We start from the raw sequence: 22,112 nt of genomic DNA, 5'->3' as shown, positions 1-22,112 counted from the left end.
CTCCCGGCCGCTTGAGCAGCACTGATCGGAGCAAGGTATCTGTTTACTATCTTATCGAAGATTGCTATAACTGCCAGACGCGCGGCCTGCGGCACGAGCGTCATCCGAGGTCACAGTGCCGGGACCTCACCGGACACAGGAGGTTCGAGATGCCACCTGCTCAGAACGGCCCCAGGGGCCGGTCCCTGACGGACCCGTCTTCGCGATCGTCGGCCGTGGCCGATGTGCTGCCGAAGGTCTCGGTCCGGGACGTGGGCAAGGTCTTTTCCGCCAACGGCCGGGAGGTGCAGGCGCTGTCGGGAATCTCCCTCGACGTCCATGACGGCGAGTTCCTGTGCCTGCTGGGGCCGTCCGGATGCGGCAAGACCACCCTGCTGCGGATGATGGGCGGTCTGGAACGTTCCTCGACGGGCACGCTGCGGATCCGGCACGACGACCGGTCGCGACCGGCCACCGCGATCGTCTTCCAGGACTACTCGGTGTTCCCGTGGAAGACCGTGCGCGCCAACGTCACCTTCGCCCTGCTGCAGGCGGGCCGATCGAGGCGCACGGCGCGGGACGAGGCCGCGCACTGGCTGGACCTGCTCGACCTCGGGGGATTCGCGGACGCCTACCCCGAGACCCTGTCGGGCGGGATGAAGCAGCGGGTGGCGATCGCACGGGCCCTGGCGGTACGGCCGGAGCTGCTGCTGATGGACGAACCCCTCGCCGCACTCGACGCCCAGCTGCGCCTGCTGCTGCAGGAGAAGCTGCTCGAACTCTGGGAGGCCGACCGGCACACGGTCGTGTTCGTCACCCACAGCATCGACGAGGCGCTGCTGCTCGGGGACCGGATCGCGGTGATGTCCGCGCGCCCCGGCCGGATCGGGACGATCATCGATGTGCCCTTCGAGCGGCCGCGGGACCCGGCGGAGATCCGGGCGGCGCGCGAGTTCACCGAGCTCCGGGAACGGATCTGGCAACAGCTGCGCCGGGAGATCCAGCAGGAGGGCGCCCGATGAGCACCAGCATGCCCGGTGGCGGCACGGCCGCCGCGACGCCGGACCGGCAGGAGCCGGGGAACCCGGGACAGCGGTGGATAGAGATCCGTCCGGGCGCGGCCGAGCAGAACCCGCGCCGGCACCAGCGGCGAAGGCGTCTCCTCGAGCGGGGACTGGCCGTGCTCGTTCCCGTCGCGCTGATCGCCGCCTGGCAGATCGCGGGATCGACCGGGCTCATCGAGAGCCGCTACTTTCCGCCGCCGAGCGACATCGTCGCCGAGTGGCAGCGCATGTTCGAGAGCGGGCTGTACATCGCGTCGCTGAAGGCGAGTCTGCAGCGCATCGTCCTCGGCTACGCACTGGGGGCGGGGGCCGGACTCCTGCTGGCCTTCGCCATCGCTCCCAGCCGGCTGCTGCGGTCGGGGCTCGAGCCGGTGATCGTCGCGCTGTACACGGTCCCGAAGCTGTCGATTCTGCCGCTGCTGCTGCTCATCTTCGGGATCGGCGAGACGAGCAAGGTGCTTCTGGTGGCGCTGACGTGCTTCTTCGTCGTGCTGCTGAACACCATCGACGCGGTCGCCGGAGTCTCTCCCCGCTATCTGGACGTGGGACGCGCCAGCCGCGCGTCCCGGCTCGCGACGCTGCGCCACATCACGGCCCCGGCCGCGCTGCCGCAGATGCTCACCGGGCTGCGCCTGTCGGCGGGGCTCGCGGTGATCGTCATCGTGGGCGCCGAGTTCGTCGCGGCGAAGGAAGGGCTGGGCTACCTGGTGTGGAACGCCTGGAACATCGCGATCCCCGAACGGATGTACGTCGGCATCGTGACCATCTCCGCGGTCGGCGTCATCGCGAACATGCTGATCCGGCTCGCCGAACGGGTGCTGACCCCGTGGGCGCGCCGGTCCGGGATCTGAGGCGAGGAGAACCATGAAACTGCCAGCATCCAAGCACCGCCGCCTGACGACTCTGCTGCTCGCCTCGGTGCTGACGACGGCCCTGGGCGCCTGCGGAGGGGACAACGGAGCGAAGTCCGACCCGAACTCGGTGTCGGTGGGCTACCTCAATTCGGTGTCCCTCGCACCGGTGTTCCTCGCCGAATCGATCGGCTGCTACCGACAGCAGGGGCTCCGGGTGAAACTGAGCGCGGTGCAGCCCGCCGACGCCGTCGCGCTCGTCGCCGAAGGCAAGCTGGACGTCTACGCCGGCGCGCCGTCGGCCGCCGTCTTCAACCAGGTGAACTCCGGCGCCAAGCTGGCCGTCGTCGCCGGGCTCGGGACCATCGCCACCCCGGCCGGCGAACCGGCACCGGTCGGCGTGTACGTGCGGAAGGCGCTCGTCGACTCCGGTCAGGTGACCAAGCCCGCCGACCTGGCCGGGCGGCGCATCGGCACGATCGGTGACGTCGGCACCGCCGGTTCGTACCAGATCGCCAGGGTGCTCGCCGCGGGCGGCCGCACCCTGAAGGACGTCCAGCTGGTGACGATGTCGCTGGCCGACACAGTGCCGGCGCTGGAGAACGGAAGCGTCGACGCCGCCTTCCTGACCGCGCCGTACACCGCCCAGGTGGAGGCGGCGGGCACGGCCAAGCCGGTCATCGATGTCAAGCGGGTGTACGGCGACGACTCGCTCGCGGGTCTGGTGTTCGGCCCCTCGCTGCTCAAGAACCACCGGAACACCGGCGCCGCGTTCCTGAAGGCGAACGCCTGCGCCGCACAGAGGCTGCAGGGCGACTACCGCAAGGACGCGGAGGTCGTGACGTCGCTCGCCAAGGGCGTCGACGCGCCGGAGCAGACGATCCGGAACGGCGCTCTCTACGCCTTCGATCCCAAGCTCACCGTCAACGGCGAGACGCTCGAGCGCATGCAGCAGATCTTCCTCGGCTACGGGGGAGTGCTGACCTACAAGTCCCCGATCGCGGTCGCGAAGATGACCGACGACGGCCTCCGCCAGGCGGCCTTCGGCGGCCAGTGACCACGCTCCTTCGGCCTCATCCGGCGATGGGCCCCTCGAACAGTGCACCCGCGCCCTCGCGCTTGGGAGATTGTTCGGGGGGCGCCCCGGGGCGGAGAGTCGAATCCGAAGGGGTGGAAAGACCGAGTTGCCGCCGGACCCGGACGCGGCCAGGGCGGTGACCCCGTCCACGGAAGCACAACGTCGGCGGCCCGGCGCATGGACGACTATCCGGACACAGGGGCCTCGAGAGGTGGATGCGAAGGCGATCCGGAACCTTGAAGTCTTGGCCGTGGGTCTGTACCTGCCGCCATCTGTCGACGTGCGGACGCTCGTCGCCGTGTACCAAGGGTGGGAGCGCGCGTACCACGGCGGAGCCGATGACCACCCGAGCGGCATGGGTGCCCTGGCCTGCGCATGGGTCTGGCAGGAAGCGGAATCCGGGCCGACGAACTGAAACTCGTCATCTACTGCGGGGCATCACGGGACTATCCGGCCTCGTGCTCGGTAGCCGCAGAGATCATCCGGCTGTGCGGGCTGGGCGACCGCACCCTGGGCATGGACATGATGGCCGGGTGCCTCGCCACGCTCGCGGCCCTCGACTTCGCCCACGGCTGGCTCGCGAAGCACGGCGGCGATCGTGCGGCGGAGCGGTGGCCGCAGACCGTCGACTTCGCCGACCCGTCCGCGATGGGACTCTGGGGGTACGGCGACGGCGCGGGCGCGCTGGTCGTGGGCCTCGACGTGCCCCAGCCGCCGCTGCTGGAGTTCGTGGGTGCCGAGTTCCGCAAGGCCGGCGCCAACATAGGGCACGTCGTCGAAGCGCATCGCAGGACGGTCAGCGACCGGCCGCGATCCGAGATGGCGGAGTCCTATCGAAGGGACCATGCGGACGCGTTCGCCGGGCTCACCGAGAGGTTCCCCCTCAGCCGACACCTCTGATCTGCAACCAGTTGACCCCGAAGCTCGTAGGCATGATCGCGGGCGAGCTCGGCCTGCTGGACAGCACCACTGTCACCGCGCTGCTCAACCCGCTCGTGCTCGCGTCGGTCCTGGTGCAGCGGGCGGGAGTCACGGGCTTTACCGTCCTCACCGAACCGTTCGGGCAGCGCGTGAAGGACATCACCGCGTTTCAGGAGACCGACCGCCCGCTGCCGACGATCGTGCTCACCCATCCGATGCAGAACATCACCGAGGCGGAACCGGATCAGCGGGCGGCTGAACTCGCCGATGCCACCGGGCGTCTCCTGGCCGGTCCTCGGCGCGGAGCACGGGCACCCATCGGTCCCGCGGAGGTGTGCCCTCGGGCGAGTTCCTCGGCGCGGTCCTGATCCCCGTTGAGGATCACCTTCAGGATCGCCCGGTGCGCCCTCACCCCTCGCTCCAACTGCTCCCCGCGCGGGAACAGCATCTGGGTGCTCATGCGGACCAGGGGCTCCTGCTGTCGCGGCCATGTGCTGCCGGACGCGTGGAGGATCGCGACTGGGCACCGGCCGCCAGGAACCTTTCCAAGACGTCTTCCAGTGCTCGGCGGTCGTCCGCCGGCAGTGGGCGTGCCGCTCACAGCCGGGCCGCGAGACTGTCGATGACCTGCCGCGATGTTGCCGGAGCCGCACGCCGGCGCGTCAACCGGCGGATCTCGCGTCGTGGTCGTGCCGCGCCCGCTCGACCTTGTCGAGGTTGGCGGTGGCCCATTCGGCGAGGTGGGCGAAGATCGGGGCGAGGCTGCGGCCGAGTTCGCTGATCTCGTACTCGACCCGAGGGGGAATCTCGGCGTGGTAGCTGCGCACGATCAGGCCGTCGCGTTCGAGCTGGCGCAGCCGCTGGGTCAGCACCTTCGGCGTGATCGTGGGGATCCGCCGGGACAGTTCGACGAACCGCTGCCGGTCGTACTCGTTGAGGGTCCACAGGATCGGCGTGGTCCACCGGCTGAACACGATGTCCACTACCGGGGCGATCGGGCATGCCTGCTCGGGATCGATCGGCGCGGGCGTCCGAGACCGCTCCATATCGGGTTCCTCTCAGAGAGCTACTTTCCTCTAGGTACCTACTATATCGAGGGTGTTAGCGTCGCCGGGTCGTCGCGAGGCCGCTCTGGCCGGCGACGTTCGCGCCCGCTCGGGCGTCGATGACCGCGATGGAACGACACGGGAGCCATTCATGATCGTAATTACGGGAGCGACCGGCAACGTCGGCCGACCGCTCGTGCAGGCGCTCGCCGCGGCCGGTGAGCAGGTGACGGCGGTGTCCCGGGGAGTCTCGGACGCGGCCGCGCCGGATGGCGTGCGGCTCCAGCGGGCCGACCTGACCGTCCCGGAGAGCCTCCGGCCCGCTCTCGACGGAGGCGGCGCGCTGTTCCTCCACGACGGCGGCGCCAGTGCCCCTCTGCTGCGCCCGTGGGACATTCTCGACGTCGCGAAGGCCGGTGGAGTGGAACGGGTCGTACTGCTGTCCTCCATAGGAGTCGCCACCCGGCCGCAGTCGGCGTCCCATGGCGGCACGATGCGGGCCATCGAGGACGCCGTCCGGCAGTCGGGCCTCATCTGGACCATCCTGCGACCCGGCGGATTCAACTCCAACGCCTACGCCTGGGCGGAGACGGTCCGTGCCCGTCGGACGGTCGCCGCGCCGTTCGGGGACGTCGGCCTGCCGACCGTCGATCCGGCGGACATCGCCGAGGTCGCCGCCGCGGCCCTGCGCGAGGACGGCCACGCCGGGCAGGTCTACGAGCTGACCGGTCCCGCCCGCACCACGCCCCGGCAACGGGCCGGAGCGATCGGGGCCGCGCTCGGCGAGCCGGTCCGGTTCGTCGAGCAGACCCGCGATGAGGCCCGCGCGGAGATGCTGCAGTTCATGCCCGGACCCGTGGTGGAGACCACCCTCGACGCCCTGGGCGAGCCGACCCCGGCGGAGCGGCGGGTCAGCCCGCACATCGAACAGGTTCTCGGCCGCCCGCCGCGTACCTTCGCCGACTGGGCCCGGCGCCACATCGGCGCCTTCCGCTGAGACGGCCCTCGTGCCGCCGCCTTCGAGCCGGTCGCTCGCCTCGTGGGTAAGTACGCAGATGACCGTCCGGCCGTCGAGACCTTGTGACCGCGGATAGCGGTGCGGCCAGTCGACGACGACCTCGTCGGCGTACGTGGATTTACCCGGCGTGGCCAGCCCGTCACAGAAGATCACCGCCGAGGGGGGTCGGCGCCGCCGCGGCGTGATCAATGACCCCGAAGACGGGCATTCGCGGTCTCGCTGTGTTGCAGGGGCATCGGCTTTCGGTAGTAGCTGTCGGCCACTCCGATGTCGATGGTGCCGGTCCGCCCGGCGTGCAAGAGCGTGCCGATCGTTCATCGGCTCTCCCGTAGGACGGTGAAGGCCCGGATCGGCGCGCGTGGCAGCAGCGCGGGCCTGTACGCGTTGTGCATCAGCGGCCGGGCGCCTTCCGCGGCGTTGCCGACCGCCGACACGAACGCGTCGACGGTGGCGGGACGGCCGGTCAGGGCTCGTTCGAGTGTCATCAGCCGCCACGGTTTGGTCCCCACCCCGTCGACGGTGATCCTGGCCTGCCGGATGGTGCCGCCGTCACGTGGATTCGTGGAGATCTCCCATGGTTCGGCCGCCCACCCTTCTCACCGAGCCCGACGACTGTCAGGGCTCTTCGATCCCAGGCTGGGCCGGGCACCCTCGTCGACCGGGAAGGAGGTGTGGGTGAGGTTCTCGGAGATCTGCCAGATGCGGCTGGCCTCGTCCTCGCTGCGAAGCCGGGAGTAGAGGGCCTGTTCGGCGGGCGCGCCGCTCAGGTGCCCGAGACCGCTGGGACCGTACAGGCGGGCGCCGCGTGCGTCCGGCGAGGTGGCGGCCATCAGGGCCGGAAGCAGCGCGGTGTCGACCGTGCCGGCGAGGATGCCGCGGCGGGACAGCATGCGGATGGCGCGCACGGCGGTGGTGTCTCGTGCCCGGCCGACCTCGGGGCGCGCGGCCAGGAGGTTGGTCGGGGCGATGCCGGGGTGGGAGAGGTTGCTGGTGATCCCCCAGCCTCCGGCCTGGCTGCGCCGATCCAGTTCGAGCCCGAACAGGCCGAAGGCGATCTTGGACTGGCTGTACGCGCGGCGGCCGTGGTAGGACCGCTCCCAGTTCAGGTCGTCCCAGTTGATGGCGTTCTCGTTCGCGGCGACACTGATCTGCGAGGTCACGCGCGCGCGTCCCGCGCGCAGCAGGGGCAGCAGATGGGCGACGAGAGCGAAGTGCCCCAGGTGGTTGCTGCCGAACTGCAGCTCGAACCCTTCGGTGGTGGCCTGCCGGTCCGGCGGGGTCATCACGCCGGCGTTGTTGACGAGGATGTGGATCGGACGGTTCTCGCCGAGCAGCGTCGCCCCCAGCGCGGCGACCGAGCCCAGCGACGACAGGTCGAGGTCCCGCAGGGACAGGTTCGCTTCCGGCCGCTGCTGCTTGATCTTCGCGACCGCCGCTTCGCCCTTGCGACGGTTGCGGACGGGCATGACGACCTCGGCACCGGCGGCGGCCAGGCGGGTCGCCAGGCCCAGTCCGACACCATCGCTGGCGCCGGTGACGACGGCGAGTTTCCCGGAGAGGTCGGGAACGGTGATGTCCGGTCGTGTGCGTGCCATGTGCTGCTCCTGGTTTCTCCGGAAGTGGATGTGATCTCATGCTGCGCCGGATCCACGGGGACATCCACGGCCTCTCGATCCCAGGCAGGCCGGACCCAGCCGAACGTGACCCGAAGGGGGGATTCACAATCCCAGGCAGCCATCCGGCACCGGTGGCAGGATGAAAGGCACTGGAACGAGGGAGGAAGCAGCCGTGATCGATCGAGCTGGGCTCGCCGAGTTCCTGCGCCGCCGTCGAGAGTCGCTTCAACCCGAGGACGTCGGTCTCCCGCGCGGGCAACGGCGCAGAACCGCCGGTCTGCGCCGCGAAGAAGTCGCCACGCTCTGCCACATCTCCACCGACTACTACAGCCGGCTCGAGCGGGAGCGCGGACCGCACCCGTCCGAGCAGATGATCGCCTCGATCGCGCAGGGCCTGCACCTGTCCCTCGACGAGCGCGACCACCTGTTCCGCCTCGCCGGGCACAACCCGCCCGCGAGGGGCGCGACCAGCGAGCACATCAGTCCCGGCATGCTCCGCATCTTCGACCGGCTCACCGACACCCCCGCCGAGATCGTCACCGAGCTCGGCGAGACACTCCGGCAGACCCCGCTCGGCGTCGCACTCACCGGCGACACCACCCGATACACCGGCCCGGCCCGCAGTATCGGCTACCGGTGGTTCACCGACCCGGCCACCCGGGCCCTGTACCACCCCGACGACCACGCGCTGCACTCCCGCGTCTTCGCCTCCGGACTGCGCGCGATGGTCACACTCCGCGGCCCCGAATCACGGGCCGCTCACCTCATGGAACTCCTGCTCGCCCGCAGCGAAGAATTCCGTGCCATCTGGAACAAGCACGAAATCGGCATCCACTACAACGGCGTCAAGCGCTACATGCACCCCGAAGTCGGCGCTCTGGAACTGACCTGCCAGACACTTCTCGACCCCGAGCAGTCGCACATCCTTCTCGTCTACACCGCCGTCCCCGGCAGCGAAAGCCACGAGAAACTGCAGCTTCTCTCCGTCATCGGGCCCCCGGACATCATTCCGCAGATGGCTCCGAACGCGTGACCACGGACACCGTCGAGGGGTTCGACGGTCGAGAATTCCCCTGGTCAGGGGTGTGTTGGAGGTCGGGGCGTGTGCCGATGTCCTTCTTGCGCTGACCGTGATCCAGGCCCGAACAACTCGACGCCGTGGTGGCACAGGGGGCGACGGACGAGGCAGCGCCGGCTCTAAGGACGCGGTCGGCGCCGCAGGTGTTCGTGGGCGGCGTGGTGGTGTGGTTGTCGGGCGGGCCTGAGTTCCGATTGCCGCTGCTGATCGGCCTGTCAGGGTTCGCCGAGTTGTCGGCGGTGATCGTGAACAAGGGGATGAGCCTGATCGTGGTCTGGTCACATTGCCCGCCCGTCTTCGGGAGGTGACCGAGGCCGAGTTGGCTGGTCTTTGGTCGGCCGCGGCGAACCTGCTGGCGCGCAGCATGCTCGTCGCGGGCCGCTGCGGATGCGCATGACCCCCCTCAATCGGGGAGGCGGCGGTGGAGCGTGGCGGTCTCCGGCTCCACGTGGACGACCTCGCGACGCCGTCCCGCTTGGCTGCTGCTCGGCCCCGCCGTGGAGGCGGCGGCGCACGCCAACGGGCCTAGGGCACCGCCCGCAGGCCGCGCCAGCTGCTGGTGTCCGCGCCCGGATTGCTGAGCCATGGCGCGGCCGTGCCTTCGGCAGCCGGACCCGCTCACCGTGCAGGGTGAGCAGGACACGCCGCTGCGTTACGGCCGCCCGGTCGCGCTCCACCCGGCCGAGGCCGTTGAGCCGCTCGGCGTCCTCCAGCGTGTCGAACCGGGGGCGTCCGCGCCGTCGATGGCCGCCGCGAGTGCGTTGTCGTCCGGGCTTTCGTCCGAGGCCATTGTCGCTCCACTGCACCGCGAGTTCCGAAGACCGCGCGTTGAACGTACTCGCACAGGCGGCGGACGCCCTGCCCCAGCTCCGAGGGCTCGGTGTCCGGCCGTTCGTCCGGGTTGGGGGGATATGATCATTCGGAACGATTTGAACGAGGTCAGATGCCCACGCACGAATGGACCCTCGCCCAAGATCCCTACGGTCGGGGCGGGCGGCGCAGAAACAAGAAGGCGCTCATCATCGCCGCGGTCATCATGGGTGTCACCGGCTTGATCGCTGTGCTTGGCCTGCTTGTCCCGGCACTCTCTGGGGAGGGAACGCCCCGGCTCGGCAGCAAGTCCTACGACGCCCAGGTCGATTGCCAGGTGAACACCGTCGGGGGCGCCGGGACGGTCACGATCAGCGGCACCATCAAGGGCGACTCTTCCCGGTTCAAGGTGACCGTTGAGGTGCTCGATGCCGCGACCAAGCAGCGTATCGGGGAGCGGACGTTCGATGTCCGTGACACCACGACGTTCAGCGGTGCGACAGCGGCTCAGGCATCGGTGGGCCCGGCGGGCATTGAGTGCCGGATCGCAAAGGTGGTTTGAGAGAGCCGCTCTGGGGGCGCGGGCGGGACTCCAACCGCCGTCGGCCTGCCCTGATGCCGTCTCGGAGGCCAGGGGCGGCCGTCGCCTTGGGTGAGGCGACGTGTGGAGCCGGGAACGTCCGTGCAGGTGAGACCGAACCGGTCCCGTAGAAACCGAACTCAATATTCGAGCGGTACAGGTACTGGAGACCGTCCTGCTCAAGCGTGCTGTGGGTGCTGGTGTTCATCGAGCACGGCACCCGGCGGCTGCACTTGGCCGGAGTGACCCGCACATGCGAGCGGGGTGTGGGTGGTGCGGCAAGCCCGTTAACTGGCCATGGACCTGGGCGAGAGTGTCGGCTGGCTGCGTGGGTTGATCCGCGACCGAGACCCGTTCTTCACCGCCGCCTTCGCAGAGGTGTTCATGGCCGAAGGGTTGTGGACCATCACCATGCTGCCCAGACGCCGGCGCCTGGAGGCCACACGCCGGCCTCAACCCGCCCCGACGTCAACGCCGTCCGAACGCCGGTCGGGAAGGCCAGTGGTCACAGGCGCGATCAACGATTGCCACCGCGCCGCATGAGCCCAGGTCAGGAACTGGACAGGTGGTTCTGACGGCCGACCCCATCGCCTCGGTGAGCGTGAACGGGCGGAAGGCGAAGGTGCCGTTGGCGATGCCGATGCCCGGCCCCTTTCAGTGCATGGACAGGGTTGCGCACCGGCGCGTGCAGCGTCTGCGGCAGGTTCAGCGGGTGGACGTCGTGGCTGCCGACCGAGCACGCCAGTTCCTCGACGCCCTCTTGTCGGGGCGGTCGAAGCGTCGGCGGTGAGTGCGCGGAGCATGCCGACCTGGACGGCCCCAGGCTCCCGCCTCCCCAAAGGACGAATGCGGTCGTCATCCGCGCCTTGCTCGGCGGGGCCCGGCCCAGGAACCCCCACTTGCGTCGGCAACATGCGTATTATCGGCCACAAAAAGCACATCGCCATTTCATGTCACTCTGTCAACAGTCAGGGGCTATTGGTCTACGGGCTTCTTCGCTCTTCTCGGTTCCCGGCCCCGCGGTGTATTATATCGCTGGGCGATAGAGATGGATATCGTCAGGTGATGCGAGCGGGCCGGGGCTCCAGGCGGGGCGCCGAGTGAAAGACGCCATTCGATCGTGGAATGGAGGGAGCTCATGACTTCCCGAACCGCGGGCATCGGAGCACATCCCGATCTGGTAGAACTGCGTTCCCACTACGAGATGGCCGCTGAGCAGCCCGCCGCGCGGGCGCTGGACGGGTTGATCATTCTCAGTGGCCTGTACCTGGCGCTGTCGCCCTGGATCCTGGGGTTCGGGCGCTTCGGGGGCACGGGCGATCTGCAGGTGAACAACCTGATCACGGGTCTTGCCGTGGCCGCGATGGCGATGGGCCTGGCCGCGGCCTTCGGCCGCACCCACGGGGTGGCGTGGACCGTTCCGCTCATCGGTGTGTGGACGATCATCGCGCCCTGGGTGGTGTCCGGGGCCTCTCCCAAGGGCGGGACCATCATCAGCAACGTCATCGTCGGCGCGCTCATCGTGGTGCTGGGCATCGGGGCCGCGGCGCTCCCGGCACGTTCGCACCGATGACCGTCACGGGAGCGTGATCGCCGGACTGATCACACGTGTCGCGGCTAGGCGTCGCATCGCCGACGTCCGGCCGCGACACGCGGCGTCCCACGGAGAACCGGGAGAACACGGGTCAGGTCGCGGGGGCGGGGCACCTCGGCCCGCCTGCCTGCGGCTTGGGCGTGCCGAGGTTGTCCAGCAGGGCGGCGAGGTGGTCCAGGACGGGGGCCAGTTCGCCGAGTTCGATCAGATGCTGGCGTGTCAGCGCCGCCAGGATACGCTCGCCGTGGACCCGCATCCGGACCCGGATCACCCGCGCGTCGTCGACATCGCGGTACCGGGCGACCAGCCGCGCTTCCTCCGCCCGGTTCACCATTTCGACCGTGCTGTGGTGGCGCAGCAGCAGGTAGCGCGCCAGTTCACCGACCGTCGGACCGCGGGGGTCGGTGTGGCCCTTGATCGCCAGCAGCAGTTGGTGCTGCCGCGGAGTCACTCCGGCCTCCCTGGCGTGTTGCTCACTCCACGCCAGGAAACGCCGCAGCCTCGTACGGAACTCCAGCAGCGTCACGAAATCCTGCTGCGTCAGCGACCCCACGTGGGACCCCTGGCCGCCCTTACGGTCCATTAATAAATCGTACAACGATACCTCTGAACCGTCAGGGCCGGTCAGCGCGAATCTTGCAATCTTGAACGGCCCGGCCCGGTTTCGGCGGCGGCCGTACTCGCCGTATGCCGCAGCGGGCACGCCAACCCCGCCGGAAACATCGGCCACCCCGTATCCACTAAGCAAAGGGCCACGGAAAGCGAAACAGTCGACTTATGTGATCCGGGTCCCCGCCACCGGGCGGCCTGCCACTTCCAGGCGGGCATCACCATCATGGACAACGGGCCTGCCGGGCGAGCGCCCCAGGGACGTGCCGCCTCGTCTCGCGGATCAGGTTCGGGCTGTGGAGCAGCGGCCTCATCGGCCATGAGATCATCAGCCGTCCTTCTGGCCCGGAGCCCCGCATGCGCGGCCCGGGAGTCCATCCAGATACGCCAGCCCGGTATGTCATGGCCGGCATGATGAAGATCGCGGATCAACGCCCGCCTCGCCCCGGAGTGCGCCGATGCCGATCCGGCGCTTGTGGCCGGCCGGGCTCGCCGTCGCCTTGGCGGCTCCCAGGCTGAGCGGCGGCGGGTCGGACGAGGAGGTGGTCGCCCTGGCCGGGGACCTGCCGCTGTTGCCCCTCCTGTACCTGGTCGTCGCGAAGTTCCGATGGCGGCGAGCGACGTGGGCGGTGCGCGCCGTTCTGCTGGGCGCCTTCGCCGACCTGCGGAGCCTGGACGTTGTCGTGGCGGCTGCAGTGCTGGTCATCCTCGTCAGGGACGCCGCCGGTCGGCCGCGTTCCAGGCTCAGGCGCCGGGCATGATCGCCGCCCTGGGCCTGGCCGGTCTGGGCCTCGCCCCGCCACATCGTGGCCGCGGGTTGGTTCCTGCGCGGAGTCTGGGACTTCGTCCACCTCAAGCTGGACAAGGTCGCCTATGCCCAAGGCGTCGACATCATCATCGCGGTCCAGCTGGTCGCCCTGGCCTGAACCGTCCGAGGTCAGCCTCCACTCCCCGGGAACAGTTCCTGCGCCTTGGTCTTGAGGCCCTTCTTGACCACGCCGACGGCGTCGGGGTCGCCCTTGATGATGGCCTCGGCGGCGTCCTTGATCTGCTCGAACTCGGCGTGGGGCGGGATCGGGGGGATGTCGGGGTCGCAGTGCACGTCCAGGACGACGGGTCGGTCGGCGGTCAGGGCGCGGTCCCAGGCGGGGCCGATCGCCTCGGGCTTTTCGACCTCGATGCCTTCCAGGTCCAGTGAGCGGGCGAAGGCGGCGTAGGCCACGTCGGGGAGGGTCTGGGATTCCTCGAACTTGGGTGCGCCGCTCATGGCGCGCAGTTCCCAGGTGACCTGGTTGAGGTCGTTGTTGTGCAGGACGGCGATGATCAGCCGGGGGTCGGCCCAGTCGGAGAAGTAGCGTTTGATGGTGATGAGTTCGGCCAGGCCGTTCATCTGCATGGCGCCGTCGCCGACGAAGGCGATGGCGGGGCGGTCGGGGTGGGCGAACTTGGCGCCGATGGCGTAGGGGACGCCGGGTCCCATGGTCGCCAGGGTTCCCGACAGGGAGCCGCGGACGGCGCCGCGGATCTTCAGGTCGCGGGCGTACCAGTTGGCGGCCGAGCCGGAGTCGGCGGTGACGATGGCGTCGTCGGGCAGCCGCTGGTTGAGTTCCCAGAACAGCAGCATCGGGTTGATCGGGTCGGCGGCCACCTTGGCCTGGCGTTCGACCGTGCCCCACCAGCGGGCGATGTTGTCCTCGATGGTGCGGCGCCAGGAGCGGTCCTGTTGGTGGTTCAGGCGGGGGAGCAGTGCCCGCAGTGTTTCGGCCGCGTCGCCGACGAGGTTGGCCTCGGTGGGGTAGCGCATGCCGATCATGCGGCCGTCGATGTCGATCTGCACTGCGCGGGCCTGGCCGAAGGGCGGTAGGAACTGGGTGTAGGGGAAGTTGGACCCGACGATCAGCAGCGTGTCGCAGTCGCGCATGAGCTCGTAGGAGGGGCGGGTGCCCAGCAGGCCGATCGCGCCGGTGACGTAGGGCAGGTCGTCGGGCAGGACGTCCTTGCCCAGCAGGGCCTTGGCCACCCCCGCGCCGGTGCGTTCGGCGACTTCCATGACTTCGGCGGCGGCGCCGCGGGCGCCCTGGCCGACCAGGATCGCGATCTTCGAGCCCGCGTTGAGGATCCCGGCCGCGCGCTCGATCTCCTCGTCGGGTGCGCGGGTGAGCGGGGCGGTGTGGCCGGGGGCCGAGGACGGCACGTTCTTGAACGCGTGCGCGGGCGGCTGGTAGTCCTCGTCCTGCAGGTCGGAGGGGATGATCACGGCGGTGGGGGCGTGTTCGGCGATGGCGATGCGCATGGCCCGGTCGATCAGGTTGGGCAGTTGCGCCGGGACGGTCGCCATCTGCACGTAGGCGCAGGCGACGTCCTTGTACAGGCTCAGCAGGTCGACCTCCTGCTGGTAGTTGCCGCCCATCGCGGTGCGCGCGGTCTGCCCCACGATCGCCACCACCGGGACGTGATCGAGTTTGGCGTCGTAGAGGCCGTTGAGCAGGTGGATCGCGCCGGGCCCGCTGGTGGCCAGGCACACCCCGGGTTTGCCGGAGAATTTGGCGTATCCCACCGCCTCGAACGCCGACATCTCCTCGTGCCGGGCCTGGACGAACCGGGGGCGGTCATCGGCCCGGCCGAGCGCGGCCACGATCCCGTTGATGCCGTCGCCGGGGTAGCCGAACAGGTGGTCCACGTCCCATTGCCGAAGGCGTGTCAGCAGGTAGTCCCCACCGTGGGCGCCATGATCAGATCCTTTCGGGCTGACAGCGGCTCTTTGGGGCCCCTTTCCCGGACCACGCGATGGAAACCGGGGACCCGGGTAGGTGACCCGTATGCGTACGGCGCTCCAGCGTGATCTCGAAGCGCGGGTGGACGGCGAGGTCCGGTTCGACGCCGGGTCGCGCGCGGCCTACGCCCACGACGCCTCCAACTACCGGCAGGCCCCGATCGGCGTGGTGGTGCCGCGGCACGTGGACGCGGCGGTCGAGGCGGTGGCCGTGTGCCGCGAGCACGATGCCTCGGTGCTCTCCCGGGGCGGCGGGACCAGCCTGGCCGGCCAGTGCTGCAACACCGGCATCGTGATCGACTGGTCCAAGTACTGCCGCCGGCTGCTGTCGGTCGACCCGCGGCGGCGGCGGGCGGTCGTCGAACCCGGCGCCTGCCTCGACGATCTGAATCGGGAACTCTCGGTTCACGAGCTGATGGTGGGCCCCAGGCCGTCCACCCACGACACGTGCACGATCGGCGGGATGGTCGGCAACAACTCCTGCGGTGCCTCCGCCCAGGCGTACGGGAAGATGGCCGACTCGGTGGTCGGGCTGGAGGTGCTGACCTACGAGGGCGTTCGTATGTGGGTGGGGCCGACCAGCGCGGGGGAGTACGAACGTATCCTCGCCGAGGGAGGGCGCCGCGCCGAGATCTACCGTGCCGTGCGCGGGCTCGTCGACGAGAATCTGGCGCTGATCCGCACCCGGTACCCCGACATCCCCCGGCGGGTGTCCGGGTACAACCTGGACGCGCTCCTGCCCGAGAACGGCTTCGACCTCGCCCGCGCGCTCGTCGGCAGCGAGTCGACGCTCGTGACGGCCCTGCGGGCCCACATCTCGCTGGTGCCCGTGCCGAAGTACCAGTCACTCGTAGTGCTCGGTTTCGCCGACGTGACGGCCGCGGGCGACGCCGTCCCGGCCGTGGCACGGCACGATCCGCTGGCCCTGGAAGGGATCGACGACACGCTCATCGACCTGGCCCGCGTCGAGCACGTCGCCGGGCATGGCGTGCTGGAGGAACTGCCGAAGGGGTCCGGCTGGCTGATGGTGCGCTTCGGCGGCGACACCCGCGAGGAGGCCGACGAACGCGCCGAACGCCTCCTCCAGGACATGCACCGCTCCGAACACGACACGCGTGTCTCCTACCTCGACGACCCGGCCGAGGAGGAGCGGCTGTGGAAGGTCCGGGAGGCGGGGCTGGGCGCGACCGCGTACCCGCCCGGCGGCCGCGACACCCATGAGGGCTGGGAGGACGCCGCGGTGCCGCCAGCACGGCTCGGCGACTATCTGCGTGACTTCCGAGCCCTGCTGGAGGAGTTCGGCTACGGGTCGGCGTCGCTGTACGGCCATTTCGGGCAGGGCTGCGTCCACACGCGGATCCCGTTCGACCTGGAGGACCCCGGGGGCGCCGCGGTCTACCGCCGGTTCGTCGAGCGGGCCGCCCGCCTGGTGGCGTCCTACGGCGGGTCGCTGTCGGGCGAGCACGGGGACGGCCAGTCCCGGGGCGAGCTGCTCCCGATCATGTTCGGCGAGGAGATCGTACGGTTGTTCGGACGCTACAAGGGGATCTTCGATCCGCGCGACCGGATGAACCCCGGCAAGGTCGCCTCGCCCCTGGAGGCGGCCGATCCGTCCAGGACGCCCGGCGTGTACCGGCTGGGCGAGAACCTCGACCACCTCGGCTACCACCCCGCCGAGCCGCGGACCCGCTTCTCCTACCCCCGCGACCACGACCGGTTCACCCACGCGGCGGCGCGCTGCGTCGGCATCGGCAAGTGCCGCGCCTCATCGGGCGGCGTGATGTGCCCCAGCTACCGCGTCACCCGCGAGGAGAAGCACACCACGCGGGGGCGTGCCCGGCTCCTGATGGAGATGATGCGCGGCATGCCGGGCGGCGGCGAGGACGCCGTCGTCACCGGCGGGTGGCGCTCCAAGGACGTCCACGAGGCCCTCGACCTGTGCCTGGCCTGCAAGGGCTGCCGCGGCGACTGCCCGGTCGGGGTGGACATGGCGACCTACAAGGCGGAGTTCCTGTCCCACCACTACCGGCGGCGGATCCGCCCGCCCTCGCACTACTCGATGGGCTGGCTCCCGCTCTGGGCGCGTGTCGCGGCGCTGGCGCCCGGCGCCGTCAACGCGCTCACGCACGCGCCGCTGCTGGACCGGGCGGTCAAGCGCGCCGGCGGGGTCGACAGGCGCCGGGAGCTGCCACGTTTCGCCCGGCGGCGGCTGACCGACCGGTTCTCCGGGTCCCGGGTCGACGGGCCGCCGGTCGTGCTGTGGCCGGACACCTTCACCAACAACTTCCATCCCGGGATCGGCGAGGCCGCCGTCCGCGTTCTGGAGGCGGCCGGGTTCCGGGTGGAGATGCCGCCCGTTCCGCTGTGCTGCGGGCTCACCTGGATCTCCACTGGGCAACTGGCCACCGCCGAGCGCGTGCTGCGCCGCACCGTCCGCGCGCTCGCGCCCCGGCTCCGCGCCGGGGTCCCGGTGATCGGGCTCGAGCCGAGCTGCACGGCGGTGTTCCGCGCCGACGCCCCCGAGCTGCTGGCGGGCGATCCGGACGTCGAACGCCTCGCCGGGCAGACCCGTTCGCTGGCGGAGTTCCTCCTCGACCGGGCGCCGCAGGCGATCACCGCACCACCGCCGGGCACGGGCCGCACCGCCCTCGCCCAGCCGCACTGCCACCAGCACGCCATCTGGGGCTTCGACGCCGACACCGAGGTGCTGAGACGCGCGGGCGTCCAGGCCGATGTGCTGGACGCGGGCTGCTGCGGCCTGGCGGGCAACTTCGGCTTCGAACGCGGCCACTACGAGGTCTCCGTCGGCGCGGCCGAGTTGGGGCTGTGGCCGGCGGTGCGGGCGGCGGACCCGGACACGACCGTGCTGGCCGACGGGTTCTCCTGCCGCACCCAGATCGCGGCCGGTACCGGCGCGCGGGCCCGGCACCTCGCCGAACTCCTCGCGGAGCTGCTGTGATCACGCTCGCCGCCGCCGCGTACACGATCCCCACCGACGCCCCCGAGGCCGACGGTACCCTGGAATGGACCTCGACCACGCTCGTCCTGATCGAGGCGAGCGCGGAGGCGACGACCGGCATCGGCTGGACCTACGGGCCGGCCGCCATCACCGAGACGGTGGCCTCCCTGCTCCAGCCGGCGGTCCGCGGCACCGGCGTCCTGGACCCGCCCGCGGCGCACGAGCGGATGTGTCGCGCCGTCCGCAACGCCGGGCGTCCCGGGATGTGCGCCATGGCGATCTCTGCCGTCGACTGCGCACTGTGGGATCTGAAGGCGCGCCGGCTCGGTCTGCCACTGCACCGCCTCCTGGGGGCCGTCCGCGACGAGGTGCCCGTGTACGGCTCAGGCGGGTTCACGACGTACGACGCGACGCGACTGCGCGAACAGCTCGCCCGCTGGACCGGCGACCAGGGCATCCCCCGCGTGAAGATCAAGATCGGCGAGGCCTGGGGGACGCGGGAGGACCGGGACCTGGAGCGCCTCCACCTGGCGCGCGGCGTCATCGGCGCCGGCGCCGAGCTGTACGCCGACGCCAACGGCGCCTACAACGCCAAGCAGGCCGTGCGCATCGCCGCGGAGGCCCCCGGGCTGCGATGGCTGGAGGAGCCGGTGTCCTCCGACGACACCGGCGGCCTGCGCACCGTGCGCGACGCGGTGTCCTGCGAGGTGGCGGCCGGTGAGTACGGCTACGACCTGCCGTACTTCGCCCGGCTGGTCGGCGCGGTCGACTGCCTCCAGGCCGATGTGACCCGGGTCGGCGGGATCACCGAGTTCCTGCGCGTCGCCGCCCTCGCCCGCGCCCACGGCAGGGAGCTGTCCGCACACTGCGCCCCGCACCTGCACGCGGCCGCCATGGCGGCCATCCCCAACGCCCGCCACATCGAGTGGTTCCACGACCATGTCCGCATCGAGTCGATGCTCTTCGACGGCGCTCTCGACCCGTCCGGCGGGACCGTGCGCCCGCGCGACGACGCCCCGGGGCTCGGGCTGGAGTTCCGCCGGGCCGACGCGCAGGAGTACCGGGTCGCATGAACGGCGACCGGTATCCGCCGCAGGTCCTGCGCGAGTACGCGTTCCTCGCCGACGGCGAGCGCGGCGTCCTCGCCGGGCCGCGCGGGGAGTTCCCCTGGATGTGCGCGCCGCGCTGGGACAGCGACGCGGTGTTCGCCTCCCTGATCGGCGGCGCCGGGATCTACGCCGTCACGCCGCGGGGGCGATTCGTGTGGGGCGGTTTCTACGAGCCGGGCTCGCTGATCTGGCGGAACCGGTGGGTGACGACCGGTGCGATCATCGAGTGCCGCGAGGCGCTGGCGTTCCCGGGCGACGCCGGCCGCGCGGTGCTGCTCCGGCGAATCCTCGCCCAGAAGGGCGACGCGCGAGTCCACGTCGTCTGCGACCCGCGCCCCGGCTTCGGCGCGCACCGCCCGAGGTTCCGCGGAACCGGTCGCCCAGACGGCGGCGAGGACCGTCCTGACCGGGCCGGTACGTGGGAGGCCGAGGCCGGCGGGCTGTGGTTCCGCTGGACCGGCGCGGGTGCCGCCAAGGCCGGAGACGGCATTGAACTGGACCTGACCGTCCCCGCGGGGGGACATCATGACCTGGTCCTGGAGATCGCCGACCGGCCGCTCCGGGAAGCCCCTCCCGATGCCGACCATGCCTGGCGCGCCACCGAGCGGGCGTGGAGCCGGGTCGTGCCGCGCCTGCACACGATCGCGGACCGGGACGCGCGGCACGCCTACGCCGTCATGCGCGGCCTGACCGGCAACGGCGGCGGGATGGTGGCCGCGGCCACCATGAGCCTGCCCGAACGCAGCGAGGCCGGCCGCAATTACGACTACCGCTACGTGTGGATCCGTGACCAGTGCTACGCGGGCCTGGCGGCGGCCGCCGCGGGAGCGGACCCCCTCCTGGACGACGCGGTGCGGTTCGTGACGGCGCGGCTGCACGAGGACGGGCCGCACCTGGCGCCCGCGTACACCCTCACCGGCAGGCCCGTGCCCGATCAGCGCCGCCTGGGCCTCCCCGGCTACCCCGGAGGCTACGACCAGGTCGGCAACCACGTGTCCCGGCAGTTCCAACTGGACTGCTTCGGCGACGCCCTCCTGCTGCTGGACACCGCGGCCCGGCGCGACCGGCTCGATGCCGACGGCCGCGGCGCGGCCCGGACGGCGGCGGCGGCCGTCCAGGCGCGCTGGCGGGAGCCGGACGCCGGCATCTGGGAACTGGAGAACCGGCAATGGACGCACAGCCGCCTGAACTGCGTGGCCGGACTGCGCGCCCATGGAAAGACCGCGTTGGCCGACGCCATCGCGGCCGACACGATGGCCCGTGCGACGCACCGCACGGGCCGTTGGCAGCGTGCGCCCGGCGACCCGCGCCTGGACGGCGCGCTGCTGCTGCCCGCCATCCGCGGCGCCGTTCCCGCCGACGCCCCGCACACCCGACGCACGCTGCGGGCCTACCTCGCCGAACTCACCGACGACGGGTACGCCTACCGATTCCGGCACGGCGACCGGCCGCTCGGCGAAGCCGAAGGGGCGTTCCTGCTCTGCGGCTTCCTCACCGCGCTCGCCGCACATCAACAGGGCGACGTCTCCACCGCGCTGCGCTGGTTCGAGCGCAACCGCGCCGCGTGCGGGCCGGCGGGACTGCTGGCCGAGGAGTACGACGTGGCGCAACGGCAGATGCGCGGCAACCTCCCCCAGGCCTTCGTGCACGCACTCCTGTTGGAATGCGCCGCCCGCCTCGACGGGCGGCCAGGGGGCGGGCCCGGCGCGACCGGGCACGCCCAGGACATCGATCAAGGTAGATAGGGAGGAAACAGTGCGCAATCAGGTCGTCGTCGTGACGGGTGCCAGCGCGGGGGTCGGGCGGGCCACCGCCCGCGCCTTCGCCGCGCGCGGGGCCCGCGTCGCGCTGCTCGCCCGCGGCCGCGCCGGGCTGGAGCCCGCGGCCGCCGACGTGGAGAAACTGGGCGGCACCGCCCTGCCACTGACCGTGGACGTCGCCGACCCGTCCCAGGTGGAGTCGGCGGCCGAACGCGTCGAACGCGAACTCGGCCCCATCGATGCCTGGGTGAACAACGCGTTCACCGGCGTCTTCGCGCCCTTCGACCAGGTCACGCCCGAGGAGTACCGCCGGGCCACCGAGGTCACCTACCTGGGCACGGTCAACGGCACCCGCGCCGCGCTCGCCCGGATGAAACCGCGTGACACCGGAGTCATCGTCCAGGTCGGCTCCGCCCTGGCCTACCGCGGCATCCCGCTGCAATCGGCGTACTGCGGCGCCAAGCACGCCATCGAGGGCTTCACCGAATCCCTGCGCACCGAACTCCTGCACGACGGAAGCAAGGTCAAGGTGACCATGGTGCAACTGCCCGCGCTCAACACCCCGCAGTTCGACTGGGTGCGCTCGCGCCTGCCACGACGCGCGCAACCGGTGCCGCCCATCTACCAGCCCGAGGTCGCCGCCCGCGCCATCGTCCACGCCGCCGACCACCCGCGCCGCCGCGAACGCTGGGTCGGCGGCTCCACCGTCGCCACACTGCTCGCCGAAAAGATCATTCCCGGCCTCCTCGACCGCTACCTCGGCCGCGCCGGATACCGCTCCCAGGAGACCAGCGAACCAGAGGCACCGCACAAGCCCGGCAACCTCTGGGAACCACGCGACACCGACCGCGACCACGGCGCGCACGGCCGCTTCGACGACCGGGCCAAACCGCGCAGCCTGCTGCTGGCCGCACAGACCTGGCGCCCGCGCCATCGCCGAGGTCGGCCCCGAAGCCCGTCTCCTGCCTCGGAGCCGATCAACCCGCGGCGTTGGATCAAAACGACGTTTCTGAAGCCACTCCGCTGACGGGGCAGGCGACTGCCTGTCGGGACGTGCGACCGCAGCGCGCCGCCCGGTGCCCGTCTGCGGTCGGCCACTACCGGGTGAACACCCTGCTCGGCATCTCACCCCACGGTCACCTAGACCGCCCGTCCACCAGCGGCGGTGCCCAGTTGGCCGAGCGATCCTGGCTGGATCCAGCGTCGCGATCCCGCCGACCGCACGCCCTTGGAGGGCCTGGACGTCGGTCGGCACGTCATCGTGCCG

20 protein-coding genes and 1 pseudogene are annotated in these 22,112 nt (G+C 70.9%); 16 read left to right on the top strand and 5 right to left on the bottom strand.

The features are described from left to right. Positions 1–215: 215 nt before the first annotated feature. The 5 genes from ACFPZN_RS38715 (at position 216) to ACFPZN_RS38695 (ending at position 4,261) form a co-directional block, all read left to right on the top strand. Complete coding sequence (locus ACFPZN_RS38715; RefSeq protein ID WP_378287512.1) at positions 216–1,001, top strand: ABC transporter ATP-binding protein; 786 nt, start codon at positions 216–218, stop codon at positions 999–1,001. Further along, a complete protein-coding gene (locus ACFPZN_RS38710; RefSeq protein ID WP_378287511.1) occupies positions 998–1,894 on the top strand; it encodes an ABC transporter permease in 897 nt (298 codons plus the stop codon). Before ACFPZN_RS38715 ends, ACFPZN_RS38710 begins: the two co-directional genes overlap by 4 nt. 13 nt (positions 1,895–1,907) lie before the next feature. After that, positions 1,908–2,951, top strand: coding sequence for an ABC transporter substrate-binding protein (locus tag ACFPZN_RS38705; protein WP_378287510.1), 1,044 nt, complete (start codon positions 1,908–1,910; stop codon positions 2,949–2,951). Between the two features lie 396 nt (positions 2,952–3,347). Continuing rightward, positions 3,348–3,872, top strand: a complete 525-nt coding sequence (locus ACFPZN_RS38700) for a hypothetical protein (RefSeq protein WP_378287509.1) — start codon at positions 3,348–3,350, stop codon at positions 3,870–3,872. 32 nt (positions 3,873–3,904) lie between these two features. After that, on the top strand, positions 3,905–4,261 hold the full coding sequence (locus ACFPZN_RS38695; protein ID WP_378287508.1) for a hypothetical protein: 357 nt from the start codon (positions 3,905–3,907) through the stop codon (positions 4,259–4,261). A 294-nt stretch (positions 4,262–4,555) separates the two neighbouring features. Here ACFPZN_RS38695 and ACFPZN_RS38690 read toward each other — a convergent pair whose 3' ends face one another. After that, positions 4,556–4,939: a winged helix-turn-helix transcriptional regulator gene (locus ACFPZN_RS38690; RefSeq protein ID WP_378287506.1), complete on the bottom strand. Its 384-nt coding sequence runs from the start codon at positions 4,937–4,939 to the stop codon at positions 4,556–4,558. A gap of 151 nt (positions 4,940–5,090) precedes the next feature. Here ACFPZN_RS38690 and ACFPZN_RS38685 point away from each other — a divergent pair, with 151 nt between their 5' ends. Next, a complete protein-coding gene (locus ACFPZN_RS38685) occupies positions 5,091–5,936 on the top strand; it encodes an NAD(P)H-binding protein (RefSeq protein WP_378287504.1) in 846 nt (281 codons plus the stop codon). Positions 5,937–6,271: 335 nt separating this feature from the next. Here ACFPZN_RS38685 and ACFPZN_RS38680 read toward each other — a convergent pair whose 3' ends face one another. Together ACFPZN_RS38680 and ACFPZN_RS38675 are read right to left on the bottom strand one after the other, a co-directional pair. After that, the gene (locus ACFPZN_RS38680; RefSeq protein WP_378287552.1) at positions 6,272–6,496 is read right to left on the bottom strand and encodes an FAD binding domain-containing protein; all 225 of its coding nucleotides are present in this window, start codon (positions 6,494–6,496) and stop codon (positions 6,272–6,274) included. 57 nt (positions 6,497–6,553) lie between these two features. Then, positions 6,554–7,552: an SDR family oxidoreductase gene (locus ACFPZN_RS38675; RefSeq protein ID WP_378287503.1), complete on the bottom strand. Its 999-nt coding sequence runs from the start codon at positions 7,550–7,552 to the stop codon at positions 6,554–6,556. 193 nt (positions 7,553–7,745) lie between these two features. On the opposite strand from ACFPZN_RS38675, the gene ACFPZN_RS38670 reads away from it, so the two are divergent. The 5 genes from ACFPZN_RS38670 (at position 7,746) to ACFPZN_RS38650 (ending at position 11,614) form a co-directional block, all read left to right on the top strand. Continuing rightward, entirely contained in the window at positions 7,746–8,606 is an 861-nt protein-coding gene (locus ACFPZN_RS38670) for a helix-turn-helix transcriptional regulator (protein WP_378287502.1), read from the top strand. Between the two features lie 194 nt (positions 8,607–8,800). Continuing rightward, a complete protein-coding gene (locus tag ACFPZN_RS38665) occupies positions 8,801–8,959 on the top strand; it encodes a hypothetical protein (RefSeq protein WP_378287501.1) in 159 nt (52 codons plus the stop codon). 635 nt (positions 8,960–9,594) lie between these two features. Then, positions 9,595–10,023 (top strand): hypothetical protein, encoded by a 429-nt coding sequence (locus ACFPZN_RS38660; RefSeq protein ID WP_378287500.1) that lies wholly within the window; start codon positions 9,595–9,597, stop codon positions 10,021–10,023. 315 nt (positions 10,024–10,338) lie between these two features. After that, positions 10,339–10,584: a hypothetical protein gene (locus tag ACFPZN_RS38655; RefSeq protein WP_378287499.1), complete on the top strand. Its 246-nt coding sequence runs from the start codon at positions 10,339–10,341 to the stop codon at positions 10,582–10,584. Between the two features lie 595 nt (positions 10,585–11,179). After that, positions 11,180–11,614, top strand: a complete 435-nt coding sequence (locus ACFPZN_RS38650; protein ID WP_378287498.1) for an SPW repeat protein — start codon at positions 11,180–11,182, stop codon at positions 11,612–11,614. Positions 11,615–11,726: 112 nt separating this feature from the next. Here the strand turns inward: ACFPZN_RS38650 and ACFPZN_RS38645 are convergent, their stop codons facing one another. Then, positions 11,727–12,218 (bottom strand): MarR family winged helix-turn-helix transcriptional regulator, encoded by a 492-nt coding sequence (locus tag ACFPZN_RS38645; RefSeq protein ID WP_378287496.1) that lies wholly within the window; start codon positions 12,216–12,218, stop codon positions 11,727–11,729. Positions 12,219–12,702: 484 nt separating this feature from the next. Between ACFPZN_RS38645 and ACFPZN_RS38640 the strand changes: the two genes are divergently transcribed. Next, positions 12,703–13,005, top strand: a complete 303-nt coding sequence (locus ACFPZN_RS38640; protein ID WP_378287495.1) for a hypothetical protein — start codon at positions 12,703–12,705, stop codon at positions 13,003–13,005. A 176-nt stretch (positions 13,006–13,181) separates the two neighbouring features. On the opposite strand, the pseudogene ACFPZN_RS38635 reads toward ACFPZN_RS38640, so the two are convergent. Beyond that, positions 13,182–14,957: pseudogene (locus ACFPZN_RS38635) on the bottom strand (thiamine pyrophosphate-requiring protein); the annotation flags it as partial. A 106-nt stretch (positions 14,958–15,063) separates the two neighbouring features. Here ACFPZN_RS38635 and ACFPZN_RS38630 point away from each other — a divergent pair. The 4 genes from ACFPZN_RS38630 to ACFPZN_RS38615 are packed head-to-tail and all read left to right on the top strand — an operon-like array spanning position 15,064 to position 21,872. Next, on the top strand, positions 15,064–17,976 hold the full coding sequence (locus ACFPZN_RS38630; RefSeq protein ID WP_378287494.1) for an FAD-binding and (Fe-S)-binding domain-containing protein: 2,913 nt from the start codon (positions 15,064–15,066) through the stop codon (positions 17,974–17,976). Further along, the gene (locus ACFPZN_RS38625) at positions 17,973–19,049 is read left to right on the top strand and encodes an enolase C-terminal domain-like protein (protein ID WP_378287493.1); all 1,077 of its coding nucleotides are present in this window, start codon (positions 17,973–17,975) and stop codon (positions 19,047–19,049) included. The genes ACFPZN_RS38630 and ACFPZN_RS38625 overlap by 4 nt, the downstream gene beginning before the upstream one ends. Continuing rightward, positions 19,046–20,830, top strand: a complete 1,785-nt coding sequence (locus ACFPZN_RS38620) for a glycoside hydrolase family 15 protein (RefSeq protein WP_378287492.1) — start codon at positions 19,046–19,048, stop codon at positions 20,828–20,830. The genes ACFPZN_RS38625 and ACFPZN_RS38620 overlap by 4 nt, the downstream gene beginning before the upstream one ends. Before the next feature lie 10 nt (positions 20,831–20,840). Next, entirely contained in the window at positions 20,841–21,872 is a 1,032-nt protein-coding gene (locus tag ACFPZN_RS38615; RefSeq protein ID WP_378287491.1) for an SDR family oxidoreductase, read from the top strand. Positions 21,873–22,112: the final 240 nt, after the last annotated feature.

It is taken from the genome of Actinomadura rugatobispora, from assembly GCF_042656285.1.
In the GTDB taxonomy this organism is placed as follows: domain Bacteria; phylum Actinomycetota; class Actinomycetes; order Streptosporangiales; family Streptosporangiaceae; genus Spirillospora; species Spirillospora rugatobispora.
Note: the sequence above shows the minus strand (reverse complement) of the source record. Positions and strands in the feature narration are given on the sequence as shown.

Bases quoted from the DNA above. Each gene is read 5' to 3' on its own strand.
- ACFPZN_RS38710 (WP_378287511.1), top strand. From the start codon at position 998: ATGAGCACCAGCATGCCCGGTGGCGGCACGGCCGCCGCGACGCCGGAC.
- ACFPZN_RS38705 (WP_378287510.1), top strand. From the start codon at position 1,908: ATGAAACTGCCAGCATCCAAGCACCGCCGCCTGACGACTCTGCTGCTC.
- ACFPZN_RS38700 (WP_378287509.1), top strand. From the start codon at position 3,348: ATGGGTCTGGCAGGAAGCGGAATCCGGGCCGACGAACTGAAACTCGTC.
- ACFPZN_RS38695 (WP_378287508.1), top strand. From the start codon at position 3,905: ATGATCGCGGGCGAGCTCGGCCTGCTGGACAGCACCACTGTCACCGCG.
- ACFPZN_RS38690 (WP_378287506.1), bottom strand. From the start codon at position 4,939: ATGGAGCGGTCTCGGACGCCCGCGCCGATCGATCCCGAGCAGGCATGC.
- ACFPZN_RS38685 (WP_378287504.1), top strand. From the start codon at position 5,091: ATGATCGTAATTACGGGAGCGACCGGCAACGTCGGCCGACCGCTCGTG.
- ACFPZN_RS38675 (WP_378287503.1), bottom strand. From the start codon at position 7,552: ATGGCACGCACACGACCGGACATCACCGTTCCCGACCTCTCCGGGAAA.
- ACFPZN_RS38660 (WP_378287500.1), top strand. From the start codon at position 9,595: ATGCCCACGCACGAATGGACCCTCGCCCAAGATCCCTACGGTCGGGGC.
- ACFPZN_RS38655 (WP_378287499.1), top strand. From the start codon at position 10,339: ATGGACCTGGGCGAGAGTGTCGGCTGGCTGCGTGGGTTGATCCGCGAC.
- ACFPZN_RS38650 (WP_378287498.1), top strand. From the start codon at position 11,180: ATGACTTCCCGAACCGCGGGCATCGGAGCACATCCCGATCTGGTAGAA.
- ACFPZN_RS38645 (WP_378287496.1), bottom strand. From the start codon at position 12,218: ATGGACCGTAAGGGCGGCCAGGGGTCCCACGTGGGGTCGCTGACGCAG.
- ACFPZN_RS38640 (WP_378287495.1), top strand. From the start codon at position 12,703: ATGCCGATCCGGCGCTTGTGGCCGGCCGGGCTCGCCGTCGCCTTGGCG.
- ACFPZN_RS38630 (WP_378287494.1), top strand. From the start codon at position 15,064: ATGCGTACGGCGCTCCAGCGTGATCTCGAAGCGCGGGTGGACGGCGAG.
- ACFPZN_RS38620 (WP_378287492.1), top strand. From the start codon at position 19,046: ATGAACGGCGACCGGTATCCGCCGCAGGTCCTGCGCGAGTACGCGTTC.